Raw genomic sequence first — 15,957 nt, 5'->3', positions numbered from 1 at the left:
GATGTGCGGTCATGAGCCCCACGCCGTGGCATGCGCAGAGTGGCGAATCAGTCGTGTCCGTACTGCAGTCGGACCCGGAGCGCGGACTGCAGTCGGATGAGGCCGACCAACGGCGACGACGCTACGGGTCGAACGAAATCACCTCGACGCCACCGCCGTCGACGTGGTCGATCGCGCTGTTGCAGCTGAAAGATCCGATGAACTTGATGCTCGTCGCCGTGGCCGCGGTCAGCATCGCCATCGGTGAAGTGCCGACAGCAATCGTGGTGGCGGTGCTCGTCGTGCTCAACATCGTCCTCGGAACTCGACAGGAGTTGAAGGCACGGGCCAGCGTCGACGCCCTCGCCAAGATGCAGACGCCCCAAGCACGGGTCATTCGTGACGGGAACCTGATTCAACTCGACGCTACCGAACTGGTGCCGGGTGACATCGTCCAAGTCGAGGCAGGAGACATCATCGCTGCCGACGGACGGTTGCTCGCCACCACCACCCTGGAGACGCAGGAAGCCGCATTGACCGGGGAAAGCGCGCCGATACCGAAGGACCCGAATACGCTGAACAACGAGGATATTCCGCTCGGAGACCGCAGCAATCTGGTCTTCCAGAACACCTCGGTCACCCGCGGCACGGCGACCATGGTGGTCACCGAGACCGGGATGCAGACGCAGATAGGCCGGATCGCGTCGATGTTGTCGGCGGTCGCCCCTGGCAAGTCGCCACTTCAACGTGAATTGGACTCTCTCACCAAACTTCTCGGAATCATCGCGTGGACGGCAGTGATCGTCATCGTCGTCATCGGGCTCCTTCGTGGGCAGGACCTGACTACGCTTCTGCTCCTTGGTATCGCAATGGGAGTGTCCGCGATTCCGACCGGCCTGCCAACATTCGTCCAGGCGATGCTGGCCTACGGTGCCCGTCAACTGGCCGACGCCAAGGCCGTCGTGAAGAACCTGACCGACGTCGAAACACTCGGCGCGACCAGTGCAATCAACTCGGACAAGACCGGCACGCTGACCATGAACCAGATGACCGTCCGATCGCTGTACGTCCACGGCCGTTGGTACACGGTCGAGGGCGAAGGCTATGCCAAAGCGGGAAGGATAACGCAGGTTGCCGGCGAGGCGCCGCCCGACTTCACCCTTCTCGCATACGGACTGTGTCTCGACAGCGATGCAACGGTTTCCGATTCCGGGGAAGTTGTCGGCGACCCGACCGAGGCCGCGCTCGTGGTGCTCGCGGCAAAGATCGGTGCCGACGCCCCACTCACCAGACGGACCTACCCGCGGGTGGCGACGGTTCCGTTCGATTCCGCGTACAAGTTCATGGCCACGTACCACCATCTCGAAGTCGACGGCGTAAGTCAGTTCGTCGGATTGGTCAAGGGCGGACCCGATGTCGTCCTCGCTCGGTGTTCTTCGGCCTTTCTCCCCGGCCGTCGGCAGGTCCCGATCGAGGAAGTCCGAGACGAACTCACGGCAGCAAATCAGTCCATGTCCGAAAAGGGTCTTCGGGTGCTGGCATTCGCGGTCAGACGCCTCGACGGACGGGAAGACGCTGTCGTGGCCGACCCCATGTCCTTTGTCGAGGACCTGACGTTTGTCGGTATGGCAGGCATCATCGACCCGCTGCGTCCGGAGGCGGTCGATTCGGTGCGAACCGCACACCGGGCCGGCATCGAGGTCCGCATGATCACCGGCGACCATGCCATCACCGCCGCAGCGATCGGTGCCGAACTCGGACTCGGCCCGGGCTCGGTGGGCGGAGGCGAGTTGCAAGCGATGACCGATGAAGAACTGTCGACCGCGTTGCCGAACCTGCACGTGTTCGGCCGCGTCACTCCGCAGGACAAACTTCGCTTGGTCGATGTCATGCAGAGCGGTGGCGCCGTCGTCGCGATGACCGGAGACGCGGTCAACGACGCCGCCGCGTTGAAGAAGGCAGACATCGGCGTCGCCATGGGCTCGGGCAGTGAGGTGACCAAACAGGCGGGCAAGATGGTGCTCACCGACGACAACTTCGGCACCCTCATCACCGCGATCACTTTGGGCCGCAACATCTACGGAAAAATCGTCTCGTACATCCGCTACCAGATGTCGAAACTCTTCTCCTTGGTTCTCCTCTTCCTCGCTGCGAGCATCTTCAACATCAACGAGGGTGTGGCACTGACGCCACTGATGGTGCTGTTCCAGCACTTCTTCATCACACTGTTCCCCGTCGCCGTGATCATGCTCGACCCGCCGCCACCGGATCTGATGAACAAGCCTCCGCGCGATCCCAAGATGCCGATCGCACATCGAAGCGCAGTCGCTCAGTGGCTCGCGTACGGTGTCCTGCAATTTGCCGTGACACTCGCGGCGATGCTTCTCGCACCCGGTGAAATGAGTACTTCCGATGCGAATGTTCCCATGACCACAGCATTCGTAGTGCTCTCTCTCGGTTCGATTCTCGCGGGGCTTACCATGCGGCGTGATCCCGAGTCCGGCGTGGTTCCACCGGTTCTCGGTGCCATCAAGATCTTGACGATCCCCACGGTCGTGACCGTATTCGCCGTCGAGGCGGGCGTCCTCCAGGACCTCCTCATGACAACCTCACTGACCGGCGCCCAGTGGCTCGCCTGCCTGGGTTGGTCGCTGATCATCCCGGTTGTCGTCGAGTTGGACAAGGCAATTCGACGCCGCCGCCTCGCACAGGCACCTGCGCCCCTCCCTGCGACCACCGCGGTTGCCCCCGAGCGCGCCCGTTCGCTCCACTGAGGGAGGACAATCAAACGATGATGTGGGCGGAGAGTCTAGGTCGGCTACCGGGCGTCGCGACTGCCCGTGGGTATCGCCGCGAGTGGTTGCGAACAGACGTCACTGCCGGACTCGTCTTGACTGCCCTGCTCATCCCGGCAGGCATGGGCTACGCCGAGGCCGCCGGGTTGCCTGCGTACGCCGGGCTGTACGCCACCATCGTGCCTTTGCTCGCCTACGCGGTAGTCGGGCCCTCGAAAATCCTTGTACTCGGACCTGATTCGTCACTGGCGCCGCTGATTGCCGCCGCGGTCATACCGCTGGCAGTGGTCGGCGATTCGGAGAATGCGCTTGCACTAGCCGGTGTTCTCGCCATTCTTGTCGGACTCATCCTCGTGATCGGCGGATTCCTTCGTCTCGGCTTCGTGACCGAACTCCTCTCGAAACCGATCCGCCTCGGCTACCTCAACGCCATTGCACTCGTCGTCGTAGTTGGTCAGATTCCCAAGCTGCTCGGATTCTCCGTCGACGCGTCCGGTCTACTCGGTGAAATCGGCGGGATCTCAAAGGCCCTGGTGGGTGGCGACGTCGACCCCCTCGCTGCCGCCATCGGTGTCGGTTCGCTAGTCGTCATAGTCGCCTTCCGGCTCTGGGTACCTGTTGTTCCCGGCGTTCTGGTGGCCGTTGTCGCGGCCATAGTCTTGTCCGCTGCCGCCGGTCTCACCGATGACATCGGCATGGTCGGCGCACTACCGGAAGGACTCCCCCTCCCTTCCGTCGGTGGAGTCACCTGGCAGGACGTCGGCCATCTGATCGGGCCCGCCGCCGGTATCGCATTGATTGCCTTCGCCGACACCGGCGTTCTCTCGCGCACCTTCGCCGCCCGCCACGGCGAGGTCGTGAACGGCAGTACCGAAATGAAGGCGATCGGTGTCGCGAACGTGGCCGGCGGGCTGTTCGGCGGGTTTCCGATCTCGGCGAGCGGGTCACGAACTCCGGTAGCCGAACAGAGTGGGGCGCACACACAATTGGCCGGCGTCGTCGGGGCGCTCGCGGTCCTGGTGTTCGTCCTCGTCGCTCCCGGACTCACGGCATATCTGCCCGATGCAACACTGGCCGCCGTCGTCATCGTCGCCGCGTGTGCACTGATCGACGTGGGCGGCATGGTCCGCATGTGGCGCATGAGCACCGTGGAATTCGGCCTCGCCGTCGCGGCGTTTCTGGGCGTCGCCCTGGTCGGTGTGCTACAAGGCATCCTTGTAGCGATCGGACTGTCCTTCGCAGCGGTCATCGCGCAGGTATGGCAGCCACATCGAACCGAACTCGTCGAGACGGGCGAACCCGCCGGATTCCACGACATCGAACGCCATCCAGATGGGCATCGCATCCCCGGCCTGGTGTTGGTGAGGTTTGACGCGCCACTGTTTTTCGCGAACGGCGAGATCTTCGACGAGTACGTTCGCTCCGTCGTCGCCAAGGCGCCAGATCCGGTCGACTGGGTGGTTATAGCCGCCGAACCGATCACCGGACTCGATACAACGGCAGTCGACGAACTCGTCGATCTGGATACATTCCTCGAAGGCAAAGGAATTCGGTTGGCATTCGCAGAGATGAAAGGTCCGATCAAGGATCGACTCATCCGATTCGGAGTCGGGGATCGATTCGATTCGACGCACTTCTACCCGACCGTCGAAGCCGCCGTGAACGCATTCCGCACCCGAACCGACGACTGACAAACGCCAGGCAGTCGGGAGCCGTGGCTGCATTGGGTACCGTTTGGTATGGGATTCACGACGGACAATGTTCCGGCACGCCGTATCGCTCAGGTCGCCGGCGTGGGCGGTATCGCCGTCGGCGTTGTCTCGCTGATCGCGTTGTACTCCACCAAGCCGATCAACCCGTTGATCGCCGTGGCCTCCTTCGTCCCGATACTGCTTGCGGTCACACTCGCAGCGTCCCTGATATGCCTGGTCTTTCGCCGCTGGATCCTGCTGGCGATCTCGGTGGTACTGATTGCGGTGGGCGCGTCGGTGATCAGTCCACTGTATGTGGCAAACAGTTCCGAAATCGACGGGCCGACTCTGCGCGTAATGCAAGCAAACCTTCTCTTCGGGCAGGCAGATCCCGCCAGTTTGACTGCGACGGTGCGCGAGAAGGCAATCGACGTCCTGACGGTTCAGGAACTGACCACATCACTCGAAGGCTCTCTCAGAGATCAAGGACTCGAGCAACTGCTGCCGCATCACTACTTGGTACCGGACGAGGCCGGCGGGGGTGGCGCCGGTATTTACAGCCGTTATCCGCTGACGGAAACTCGGGAATTGAACGGATTCGGACCGACCAATCTTGTTGCCGAAGTGGGCTTCTCGACCCCGTTCACCCTTCTGGCGGTTCACCCCGGACCGGCGTACGTGACCCCGCCCGACGTGTGGACTGCCGAGCTGAGCACTTTGCGAAACGCGCTCGACGCTGCTGCCGCCGAGGAAACCGTCATCGTCAGTGGCGACTTCAACACCACATTCACGCACAAGCAATTCCGTGACCTCCTCGATGTCGGCTACTCCGATGCTGCAGACCAATTGGGAGTAGGCATCGTGCGCACCTATCCGGCGGACAAGAAATTTCCCGCGATCGTCGGCATCGACCATGTACTTCTGCGGGGCGGACAGGCGAAGTCACTCGAGCGGATCGAGATCGAAGGTTCCGATCACTTCGGCTTGATCGTCGACGTGGCGATCCCCAACTAGTCGGAGAGCACCCGACCCGAGCGAACGCGTTGCGGATCACCCGTGCTTCGGCATGCTTCGACCCGACACATCGATCGTCCGATGCAGGTGATGCGGCGTACGCAGGACGATCGACCGGTCCACCACGGATACGCCCGGAAACTGTTCGGCGAGATAACCTTCCAGACGCTGCACGTCGTCGATCGAGCGCAGCCACACCGCCAATGCGATGTCGTAGCTGCCGATCGTAGAAGCAACAAGCCTCGCCTCACGCAGGTGCGAAAGACGCTGAGCAATTGCCTCCTTTCGCCCGTCGAGACGTAAGAAGTACCAGGCGTAGACCGGCCAGCCGGAGTAGGGCCGAGCAATCTCCGTGCGGACGACCAGTCGCCCCGTCGACAGCTCGTGAGAAAGGAGCGCCCCAGCGCGAGCCGGCGTGACTCCGAGGGCCGCAGCGAGTGCCGAGACGGTGACACGTGGTTCGCGAGAAAGAATGTCGAACAGCTGCGACTGTTCCTCTTCGCCGGCGCGTACACCACGAATCTTTCCCGCCGGGGCCGACTCGAGCGCGGCAATTTCTTCCGCATCGAGAGCACGTAGACGCCAGTTCCTCGCGTCGGAGTTCGCCGAGGACACGATCTGAGTTCGCATCGCGGTGATCATCGGCAGGGATTGTGTTCGCTCCAACACGTACCTGGACAATTGATCGAGGTCAGTGCAGGTGAGCGTGACGAGCAGATCCCGATTGCCGGTTGTGAGATCGACTGTGAGAACTTCGGGATCGTGCGCGATCTGTTCGGCAACGCTCATGGTCTGTGCCGGTGCGCATTCGATCTCGAGAAGTGCGGTCGCCGACACGATGGGTCCACCACGGTACGCAGCGATCCACGCTATTCCTTGCGAGTGCAGACGCTCCCAACGCCTGGTCAGGGTGACCGGGTCGGAACCGATCGCGCGTGAAAGCTCGGACCACGACGCTCGCGGCCTGATCTGCAGTGCGTTCAACAGCCGAAGATCGTCGTCCTTGAGCATCTGATCCTGCACCGAGGACCTCACTTTCAAAAGAATGCTGCACCGAAACAGGATCGAAACGCGTCGATCCTAACTTCATCACATCAATAGTCCACCAAATCCTGAGCCTCGAGAACGCTTACTTCTTGCGTTCGTTCGCCCCCTCGAGAAAGACACCGACATGACCGAAGCATTCCCTGTCTCGCATGACGATTCTCCGGTCAGCGATCAAACCCCGACGCAAAAGATCATTTTCGCCTTGAGGTCGCCACGGCTGTGGATCGTGGCGATTCTGCTCCTCGCGCTTGCGGCAGGCGCGCAACTGATCGGCCCCGCAGTGATTCCCGTCGGCGCTGCCGCCATCACGATCCTGCCCATGGTGTGGGGACTGATTGCCGGCGGTGTCGTCTCGAGCCAGAAGTGGAAACCACTCGGCCTCGACCTTCAGGCTGCAGCCTCGGCAATCATGGGCCTGGCTGTTCTCTTGCTTTGTGCAAGGTTGTCTTTCACCATCGGCCCGAACATCCAATTGTTGTTCGAGGCGGGCCCCGCACTGCTACTGCAGGAATTGGGGCACTTGTTCGGCACTATCGCTCTCGCACTCCCGCTGGCGGTACTCCTTCGGATGGGGCCGGCCACCGTCGGAGCAACCTTCTCCATCGACCGCGAGGGCTCCTTCGCGATGGTCAGCGAACGCTACGGCCCCGATTCCGACCAGTACCGTGGAGTCCTGTCGATGTACGTTTTCGGCACTCTGTTCGGTGCCGTGCTGATCAGCCTGATTGCGTCACTGGCTACATCCTTCAACATCTTCGACCCCCTCGCATTGGCGATGGGTGCCGGCGTCGGATCCGGCTCGATGATGGCTGCCGCTGCCGCCAGCGTCGTTTCGGCGCACCCCGAGATGGCCGACCAGGTACTCGCCGTGGCGGCCACATCCAACATCATCACCGGCCTCCTCGGCGTGTATGTCGGCATGTATGTCGCACTCCCCCTTGCTGATCGAATCTACGGCGCCCTCACCAAGCGCTCGAAGACGACCAGCGAACGGAAAGCCGACACTGCCCCACGAGCGGTTGCGCCGAGCGTCACCGTGCCGCTGACCACGATCGTTCCGATTCTGTTCGTCGGTGGGGTCATCGTCTCCTCGATCGCAGCGGGTGGCGTATCTCGATCGATCATCGTCGGTTACTTGATCCTCACCGGATTGTTGCTCCTGGGCGTCGGCGTGGCCCGCCTGACCCGCGGCAAGATCGCGGCGATGATCGCAATCATCACCATCGGCGCCTTGGCGACAACACCGTGGTCCCCCATCGGTGATTTCGTCTCGAGCACCGTCGGGACTGTCGACTTTCTCTCGATCTGCACCCTCACCTTGACTGTCGCAGGTCTCAGCCTCGGCAAGGACCTTCCCTTGCTCAAGACGATCGGCTGGAAGATCGTGCCCGTCGGAATCGTCGCGATCCTCGCCTCTTACCTACTTTCCGTGGTCGTCGCGGAGTTCGCGCTGGGCCTCTGGCACTAGAACTGCACCCGAAAACGCTGAGAACCAAAGATGTTGAAAGGAACCAATACCCATGTCCATCGCTGACACCCGCACCCGCACAGACTCGGTTTCGAGCACGATCGAGAAGTGGGCATCACGCCTCATCGATGTCAGCCACACGATCCATGCTCACCCAGAGCTGGCATTCGAAGAGCATCGGGCATCCGCCCTCTTGGCGGACGCCGCACAGGAAGCCGGCTTCACGGTTACTCGCGCCGCCTACGGCCTCGAGACGGCATTCGAAGCGGTGCGGGGCTCCGGCCCCTTCCGCGTCGTCGTCTGCGCCGAGTACGACGCCCTTCCCGACATCGGTCATGCGTGTGGACACAATGTCATCGCCGCTGCCGGACTGGGAGCAGCGATCGCGCTCGGAGAGGTCGCGGAGGAACACGGTCTGACCGTCGTCCTTCTCGGTACGCCGGCCGAAGAACATGGCGGCGGGAAAGTCTTGCTGCTCGAACGTGGCGCATGGGAGGGGGCGGCGATGTCGATCATGGTCCACGGCGCTGCAGGTGAAGACGTCAGCTGCACCGTCACCGGAACGCAGGCAGTCGACCGGTTCGACGTGACCTACACCGGAAGAGCCGCACACGCGGCCGCTGCGCCACACAAGGGCATCAACGCAGGCGACGCCGCCACGATCGCCTTGGTCGCCATCGGACTTCTCCGTCAACAACTTCCGTCCGACGTCAGGCTCAACGCCTATGTCGAGCACGGCGGCGAAGCAACAAACATCATTCCGGCCTCGACGTTGGTGCGAGCGGAAGTTCGGGCCGCAGAACTCGACGTGCTGTTGGACGCCAAGCGTCGTATGCTCTCCTGCTTCGAGGGCGCAGCTGTGGCCAGCGACTGCTCCTGGTCGACCGAACGCGCCGAACCGCGCTACGAGGAGCTTGTTCAACATCGCGTGCTGGCGACGATCTGGGACGAGGAGATCGCGAGCCTGGGCCGCACCGCGGCCGCCCGAACTCCCCTGACCGGCGGCTCGACAGACATGGGCAATGTGTCGAAGGTGGTTCCCTCGATCCACCCGATGATCGCGTTACGCGGCGTTACCGGAGTTCCTCACACGATCGAGTTTGCCGCTGATGCCCGCTCCGCAGCGGGCGACGAAGCTGTTCTGCACGGAGCAATTGCAATGGCACGCACTGTGATCCGAGCCGCCACCGGGGACTCGCGCTCCAACCTCCTGACGATTGCGGCCCAGCGCGAGTCAGGAGCGACTACCGTCACGAGCGCCGAATGAGCACCACCGGCGTCTATGTTTCCGCGCTCGAATTCTTCTCCATCGGCATCGGGCCCTCCAGTTCACACACGGTCGGTCCGATGCGAGCCGCCCGCACTTTTGTCGGCGAGCTCTCCGACGCCGGCTTGACCGCGTCGGTCGACCGAATTCGCTGCAATCTGCACGGCTCTCTCGCCGCCACCGGAATAGGGCACTGCACTCCCGACGCGGTGATCGCGGGACTTCGTGGGTTGGATCCTGAAACGTGCGAGCCGAACGACGTTCACGGGCGCTGGGCCGAGCTCTCGGACGGCGGATCGGTGAAGCTCGTCGGCGGCTCACTCGGGCACGTTGTGTTCACTCACGAGGACATGGTGTTCGAGCCGCTCGTTCGCCGTCACGGGCACCCCAACTCGATGACACTGACCGCCTTCAGCGGTCGCGAAATCGTCTGTACGAGTACATATCTGTCGATCGGTGGCGGATTCGTACTGCGCGCCGGAACGGAGACGCAAGCAAGCGCGCATTCGATCAACTCACGCTATCGAACCGCGAAAGAGCTACTGGCGGAATGCGGCTCCGGAACTATCGCCGAGTTGGCACTGTCGGACGAAATCGCGATGCACGGCCAGGATCGGGCATTCACCGGCATCGACGCGATCTGGTCCGCGATGCGCGCATGCATCGAACGCGGCACCCAGACCGAAGGTGTATTGCCCGGGCGTCTCGGAGTTCGCCGACGAGCACGGTCTGCGAACATTCAACTGGAACAACGTAACTGCGCACCCTCCTCACGCGAGTGGCTGACCGTCTACGCCCTGGCGGTCAACGAAGAAAATGCAGCAGGTGGCCGCGTGGTAACGGCTCCGACGAACGGTGCCGCAGGCATCGTGCCGGCAGTGCTATACCACCACATACGTGCGGCGGGCGCCGGTGTTCACGACGTTCGAACCTTTCTCCTCACCGCTGCCGCAATCGGATCGATCATCAAGGCGAATGCCTCGATCTCGGGCGCGGAGGCGGGGTGCCAAGGCGAGGTCGGAGCTGCCTGCGCGATGGCGGCAGCCGGCTTGTGCGCTGTCATGGGCGGATCGCCACGACAAATCGAGAATGCAGCTGAGATTGCCATGGAACACCATCTGGGGCTGACCTGCGATCCGGTTGGTGGCCTGGTCCAAATCCCATGCATCGAACGAAATGCCGTAGCCGCCTCGACTGCAGTCACCGCAGCTCAGCTCGCATACCTCGGTGACGGGACGCATGTGGTGAGCCTCGATATCGTCATCGAAACCATGCGCCAAACCGGAATCGACATGTCCGTGCGTTACAAGGAAACCAGTGAAGGCGGGCTCGCCGTCAATGTCGTCGAGTGCTGAGGAGGATGTCGACGGCAGCGGCGAGGGCGGGCGGACGCCGTCGCCGGAAATATCATCCTCTCGAACGATGAAGTCCGGTGTACCGATTTCTACACTCGGTGACATGACTTTGTGGACGGTGACCAGATGATCGCTCATCACGCTGGAGGAATCCCACTTCACAATTCTTCACGGCACAACACTGCGGGGCCGTCGCGCTCGACGCAGTCCTCAGGTCGCAAGATCGCCGCGTTGATCGCGCTGGTCGCCGGTTTCTCCGCTGCCTTCGTTCTCGCCCCGGGCATGCTGACGAGTAGGCCGGGTGATGGGTACGCAGACCAGGGAGAACTCGTCGAGACGGTCCGCGCCGCGTTCGTCGAATACTGGAGTTCCGGTGTCCAAGCCTTCTCGCCGAGCTTGGAGTCCGCTGTCGACTACTGGCTGCGGTACCACGTGGCCAAGGCCGTGATCGCGGTAATCCTGCTGACGGTTCTGCTCGCACTCGGCCGGATGCTCAAGGCGTCGTTCGTGAACGCCGGCCCTCTGACGGCTGGAAAGAAACTCGCATTCGCCTCGGCGGGAGGGCTGGTCACGCTCCTCGCGATGTTTTCCTCGGTACTCGTGATGGCAAATATCCAAGGTGTCGTTGCACCCTTCTCTTCGCTGATCTCGATGTTGCCCGTGGCCCAGGCGGATGGGGCACTTGGCGACACTGTCGGGCAGGTCCGCCAACAGCTCGCTCAGTCGACGGGCACCGGAAACCAGCAAAGCCCTGTCCTCGAACTGATGATCAGCGACTTCGCGCGGTATCACTTGGCCATGGCGGTGATCGCGCTGATCGCGGCAGCAATATCACTGACCGTGACTGTGGTCGTGTGGGCACGCTTCGCGAGAACGGCGCGATCCGAGCGACGGACGAGATTCGTGTCGGGGTCGATCGGTCTTCTCACTGCACTGTTCACGCTGGGATTGATCGTTGTCGGCGTAGCAAATATGGGCACCGCGGCAGACCCGGCACCCGCGCTGGCGGCGTTCTTCGACGGCGGAATCTGACCCAAGCCAAGGGTTCAGGCCAGGGTTCCGTAGTCCCCCGGTACCGGTTGAGGAGGTACCTGGGGACTGCGTCTGCCGTACCCGGGGTCGATGTGTGAGTGCCCTCGGACGGGCAGAGTTCGACTCATGAAAACCGGAGCAAGACGCATCCTGCTTGTCGGCCTGTGCAGCGCCATGGTTGTCGGAGCTGTAATCAGCTGCAGCACGGACAAATCCACAGACACATCCGACAAGATCATGGACTCGACCATCACCGACCAGCTCGATTCGATCGTCGACGCAGCGGTGAATTCGACCGGGATTCCCGGTGCGATGGTGGGCATTTGGGGGCCCGACGGCAACTACGTCAAGGTTGCAGGAGTCTCGGATACGGCAACCAAAGCGCCGATGGAAACCGACTTCTACCACCGGATCGGCAGCGTCACCAAAACATTTACCGTGACCGCCCTGCTGCAATTGGTCGACGAGGGAAAGATCGGTCTCGATGATCCGATCTCCAAGTACGTCGACGGCGTCATGGAAGGTGATGCGATCAGCTTGCGTCACCTGGCAGGAATGCGCAGCGGCCTCGTGGACTACACGACGTCCGAACAGTTTGTGATGGAATATCTTTCGGATCCCCGCCGAACTTTCACACCGGAGGAACTCGTCGGATACATCAAGGACCTCCCACTCCAACTTCGACCAGGGACCACCGTCGACTACTCGAACACCAACACTGTTCTGCTGGGCATGGTGATCGAAAAGGTCTCCGGCTCAACACTGTCGGACGTCATCGACACCAAGATCACGACACCACTCGGAATGGAGCACACCAGCTTTCCCACCACCAACGCGTTCCCGACACCACACGCTCAGGGGTACACCAACCAAACGCTCGACGAATCCGTGACCGCGGCGACGGACTGGAATCCGTCGTGGGGCGGCGCCGCGGGTGCAATGATCTCGTCGTTGGACGACATGCGCATCTGGGTTCCGGCGCTGGCCAAAGGCGATCTCCTGACCGACGCCACTCAGAAGCAGCGCCTGCAAACCGTGAGCTTGAGCGAAGGGGACGACAGCTCCGGCTACGGACTCGGTTTGTTCAACAGCGGCGGCTGGATCGGTCACAACGGAAGCCTGCCCGGCTACAAGACAGTCTCGGTCTACTTGCCCGAGAAGGACACAACCCTGGTCGTCTTCATCAACACCGACATCGACGGAGAGACCGACCTGACCAGTGCTTTGATGGTGCCGATCACCAAGTTGATCAGCCCGGGCAACGTCTACGGCTGATCACCTCGGGTCCGATCCACAATTCGGACGAAAGTGACATCACGGGTTTCGATCTGTCGATAGGCTCGACCGTCGACAGATCGAAACCCGAAAGAGGCACTCATGGGATCGTTGAACGACTGGCTTCTCGACAGCGACAGCCCGCTCGTGGGGATTGTGGGTGGCATCCTACTGACGATCGAAATGCTCTCCGGCGGTTCAGGCATGTAACCCACCGCTCCCGATATGGCTCCGCACAGCGGTCGACGTTCAGTGCGTGATCCAACGAACATGTTCGTTACGAACATGTTCGTGTACCGTGAAATCATGCCCACTCAGCCAACAAGTCCGTCGAGCCGTCGCAATCGTCCGGCCAAACCCGCTCTGACACGCGAGGGCATCGTCAGTACCGCGGTGGAAATCTTGCGGTCGGAGGGCTTGCAGAAAGTGACGATGCGTCGACTCGCCCTCGAACTCGACACCGGGCCGGCATCGATGTACGTGTACGTGCGCAATACCGCCGAATTGCACGCCGCGGTTCTCGACGAACTCCTCGGAGTCGTGGACCTCGCCGAAAATTCCTCCGGCACTTGGCAAGCTCGCCTTGAACGGGTGTTGACCTCGTACACGGCCGTGCTGTTCGATCATCCCGGCCTCGCCCAGTCGGCACTCGTTTCCCGACCCAGCGGAGTTCACTACGTACGCCTGCTCGAGCGCCTGCTGGCATTGCTCGACGAAGGCGAAGTCCCTCCAGGCCAAGCCGCGTGGGGCGTGGACTTGCTACTGCAGTACGCGACGTCCACTGCTGCCGAACACTCGGCGCCGAACAATTCCGCCGACGCGGATGCCCGATGGAACGCGTTGACCGACGCAATCCAGAACGCAAACCCGCAGACGCACCCACTCGTCGCAAGGCATGCAACAGCTCTACTTGCCGGTGAACCCTCGGCGCGCCTCTCCTGGGGATTCCGCACGCTCATCACGGGCATCGAGAACACCCCACTCACTTCTTAGGAACCCACCATGAACCACTACCCCATCGCAATCATCGGCGCCGGCCTCGGTGGCCTCACCCTCGCCCGAGTCCTCCATCCCCGCGGAATCGATTCGGCGGTATTCGATCTCGAATCCGGACCGACAGCCAGAACTCAAGGCGGGATGCTCGACATCCACGAAGACTCGGGTCAGATCGCGCTTCGTGCCGCCGGCCTCTATGAGGAGTTCCGCGCCCTCGTTCATCAAGGCGGGGAAGAGACACGCGTCCTCGATCGAAATGCCGTCGTGCACCTGAGCGAGCAGGACACCGGAGACGGCGACCGCCCGGAAATCGACCGCGGCCAGCTCCGTGACCTACTGCTCAGCTCAATTCCGAAGGAAACAATCCACTGGGGAGCCAAGGTCCGCAGTGCTCATCCGTTGCCGGATGGTCGACACGAAGTTCACCTCGCGGATGGAACCCACTTCACCACCGATCTCCTGGTCGGCGCCGACGGTGCGTGGTCGAAAATCCGTCCATTGGTTTCAAACGACACTCCTGCGTACACCGGAATATCTTTCATGGAGTTCGACCTTCACGACGCCGACAACCAGCACGTGGATGCCACTGAAACCGTCGGCGGCGGAATGATGTTCGCACTCAGTGCCGACAAGGGCTTCCTTGCCCACCGTGAGACCGACAACAGTCTGCACATCTATGCCGCCCTGCGAGTTCCCGAGAGCTGGGCAGCGAGTGTCGACTTCTCCGACGATCACATCGCGAAGAATGTTCTGCTGGAACACTTCTCGGACTGGGACGAGTCACTGCGTTCACTGATCGTCGAAGCCGACAGCTCGCTGACCCCTCGCCCCATCCATGCCCTTCCCATCGGCCACAGTTGGAGCCGTACTCCCGGGGTCACTCTGCTCGGGGACGCGGCACACGTTATGTCGCCGTTTGCCGGAGAGGGTGCGAACCTGGCAATGCTCGACGGCGCGGAACTCGGCCAGGCGATCGCGTCGCACAGCAGCACGGAGGAAGGGCTAGCTGTCTACGAAGAGCGACTCTTCCCACGCAGCGCCGCTGCGGCACAACAGTCCGCTGATGGACTGGACATGTGCTTCGGCGAGAACGCACCCCAGGGGCTCGTGGACATGTTCACCTCACTCCCGTGACCTGACAAACTCGGATCAGGTCGTCACGTCCACGTGGGCAAGCGACGAGGACAAACCGCGATGGGCTTCAACTTGATCGAGTAGTTGGTGGGCTTTCTGCTCAACCACGGACACTGCATCGGCACCGGCGACCCAACGACGTGGGGGTAGCGGCGAATCGAGAAGTGCCACAAGTGCCGCGGCAAGTTTCACCGGATCCCCGCCCTGGGCACCGTTCATACTCTTCCACGCTTCGACGGTCTCGCCGGTCCGAGCGTCGTAATCGTCTATCGACAATTCCGGCCAGACCGACGACGCACCCTCGACAAGCAGTTCGGTCCGGAAGAATCCCGGCTCCACGATCATCGTCCCGATTCCGTACGGTTCGACATCGAATTGCAATGATTCCATCCAACCCTCCAGCGCAAACTTCGACGCCGCGTAGGCTGCGCAAAACTCCTGACCAACCAGGCCCGCAAGCGAGCTGACAGTCACGACACGTCCACTCCGTTGCCTACGCATCACCGGCAACACCGCCCGTGTCACATTGATCGGCCCGAAAAAGTTGGTCTCCATCTGAGCGCGAAGTTGCGCCGGACTGACAACCTCGAAGAACCCGGCGTAGAAGTTTCCGGCGTTGTTCACCAGTACATCGATTCCACCAAATCGTGCAACTGCCGTGTCCACCGCAGCATATGCGGCTTGTTCGTCGGTGATGTCCAAGGCAATCACCAACAGGTCGTCATGCGCACCGATCGCTGCAGAAACACGGTCCGCATCACGCCCCGTTGCCACCACCGCGTGCCCGGCGGCAAGAGCCGCCTGAGCAATATCGACTCCCATCCCCCGGCCTGCGCCGGTTACGAACCAGACCTTCTTGTCACCCATGTTCACTGTCCTCCCGTTTGATGGAGTCCAGTACAGA

Annotated in this window: 12 protein-coding genes; 10 read left to right on the top strand and 2 right to left on the bottom strand. The window is 61.9% G+C overall.

The window, feature by feature from the left end:
• Window positions 1-11: 11 nt before the first annotated feature.
• The 3 genes from RHP72_RS12385 to RHP72_RS12375 are packed head-to-tail and all read left to right on the top strand — an operon-like array spanning window position 12 to window position 5,479.
• A complete protein-coding gene (locus RHP72_RS12385) occupies window positions 12-2,753 on the top strand; it encodes a cation-translocating P-type ATPase (RefSeq protein WP_054187745.1) in 2,742 nt (913 codons plus the stop codon).
• 17 nt (window positions 2,754-2,770) lie between these two features.
• On the top strand, window positions 2,771-4,465 hold the full coding sequence (locus tag RHP72_RS12380; RefSeq protein WP_311094732.1) for a SulP family inorganic anion transporter: 1,695 nt from the start codon (window positions 2,771-2,773) through the stop codon (window positions 4,463-4,465).
• A gap of 48 nt (window positions 4,466-4,513) precedes the next feature.
• A complete protein-coding gene (locus RHP72_RS12375; RefSeq protein ID WP_214514385.1) occupies window positions 4,514-5,479 on the top strand; it encodes an endonuclease/exonuclease/phosphatase family protein in 966 nt (321 codons plus the stop codon).
• A 36-nt stretch (window positions 5,480-5,515) separates the two neighbouring features.
• Here RHP72_RS12375 and RHP72_RS12370 read toward each other — a convergent pair whose 3' ends face one another.
• Window positions 5,516-6,514 (bottom strand): Lrp/AsnC family transcriptional regulator, encoded by a 999-nt coding sequence (locus RHP72_RS12370; RefSeq protein ID WP_228402203.1) that lies wholly within the window; start codon window positions 6,512-6,514, stop codon window positions 5,516-5,518.
• 136 nt (window positions 6,515-6,650) lie between these two features.
• Here RHP72_RS12370 and RHP72_RS12365 point away from each other — a divergent pair, with 136 nt between their 5' ends.
• From RHP72_RS12365 to RHP72_RS12335, 7 genes are all read left to right on the top strand, one after another.
• Window positions 6,651-7,994, top strand: coding sequence for a DUF3100 domain-containing protein (locus RHP72_RS12365; RefSeq protein ID WP_081557737.1), 1,344 nt, complete (start codon window positions 6,651-6,653; stop codon window positions 7,992-7,994).
• Between the two features lie 52 nt (window positions 7,995-8,046).
• Window positions 8,047-9,261: an amidohydrolase gene (locus RHP72_RS12360; RefSeq protein ID WP_047271326.1), complete on the top strand. Its 1,215-nt coding sequence runs from the start codon at window positions 8,047-8,049 to the stop codon at window positions 9,259-9,261.
• A complete protein-coding gene (locus RHP72_RS12355; RefSeq protein WP_311094731.1) occupies window positions 9,258-10,616 on the top strand; it encodes an L-serine ammonia-lyase in 1,359 nt (452 codons plus the stop codon). The genes RHP72_RS12360 and RHP72_RS12355 overlap by 4 nt, the downstream gene beginning before the upstream one ends.
• A 126-nt stretch (window positions 10,617-10,742) precedes the next feature.
• Window positions 10,743-11,648: a hypothetical protein gene (locus RHP72_RS12350; RefSeq protein ID WP_218960095.1), complete on the top strand. Its 906-nt coding sequence runs from the start codon at window positions 10,743-10,745 to the stop codon at window positions 11,646-11,648.
• A 126-nt stretch (window positions 11,649-11,774) separates the two neighbouring features.
• Window positions 11,775-12,923 carry a serine hydrolase gene (locus RHP72_RS12345; protein WP_050656488.1) on the top strand — a complete coding sequence of 383 codons (1,149 nt, stop codon included), beginning with the start codon at window positions 11,775-11,777 and terminating at the stop codon, window positions 12,921-12,923.
• Window positions 12,924-13,229: 306 nt separating this feature from the next.
• Window positions 13,230-13,916, top strand: a complete 687-nt coding sequence (locus tag RHP72_RS12340) for a TetR/AcrR family transcriptional regulator C-terminal domain-containing protein (RefSeq protein WP_311094730.1) — start codon at window positions 13,230-13,232, stop codon at window positions 13,914-13,916.
• 9 nt (window positions 13,917-13,925) lie between these two features.
• Window positions 13,926-15,053 (top strand): NAD(P)/FAD-dependent oxidoreductase, encoded by a 1,128-nt coding sequence (locus RHP72_RS12335; protein ID WP_311094729.1) that lies wholly within the window; start codon window positions 13,926-13,928, stop codon window positions 15,051-15,053.
• Window positions 15,054-15,068: 15 nt separating this feature from the next.
• Here the strand turns inward: RHP72_RS12335 and RHP72_RS12330 are convergent, their stop codons facing one another.
• Window positions 15,069-15,920, bottom strand: a complete 852-nt coding sequence (locus RHP72_RS12330) for an SDR family oxidoreductase (RefSeq protein WP_311094728.1) — start codon at window positions 15,918-15,920, stop codon at window positions 15,069-15,071.
• Window positions 15,921-15,957 lie beyond the last annotated feature (37 nt).

Origin of the sequence: Rhodococcus sp. SG20037, assembly GCF_031763325.1 — a bacterium.
Lineage (GTDB): Bacteria > Actinomycetota > Actinomycetes > Mycobacteriales > Mycobacteriaceae > Rhodococcus_F > Rhodococcus_F qingshengii.
Note: the sequence above shows the minus strand (reverse complement) of the source record. Positions and strands in the feature narration are given on the sequence as shown.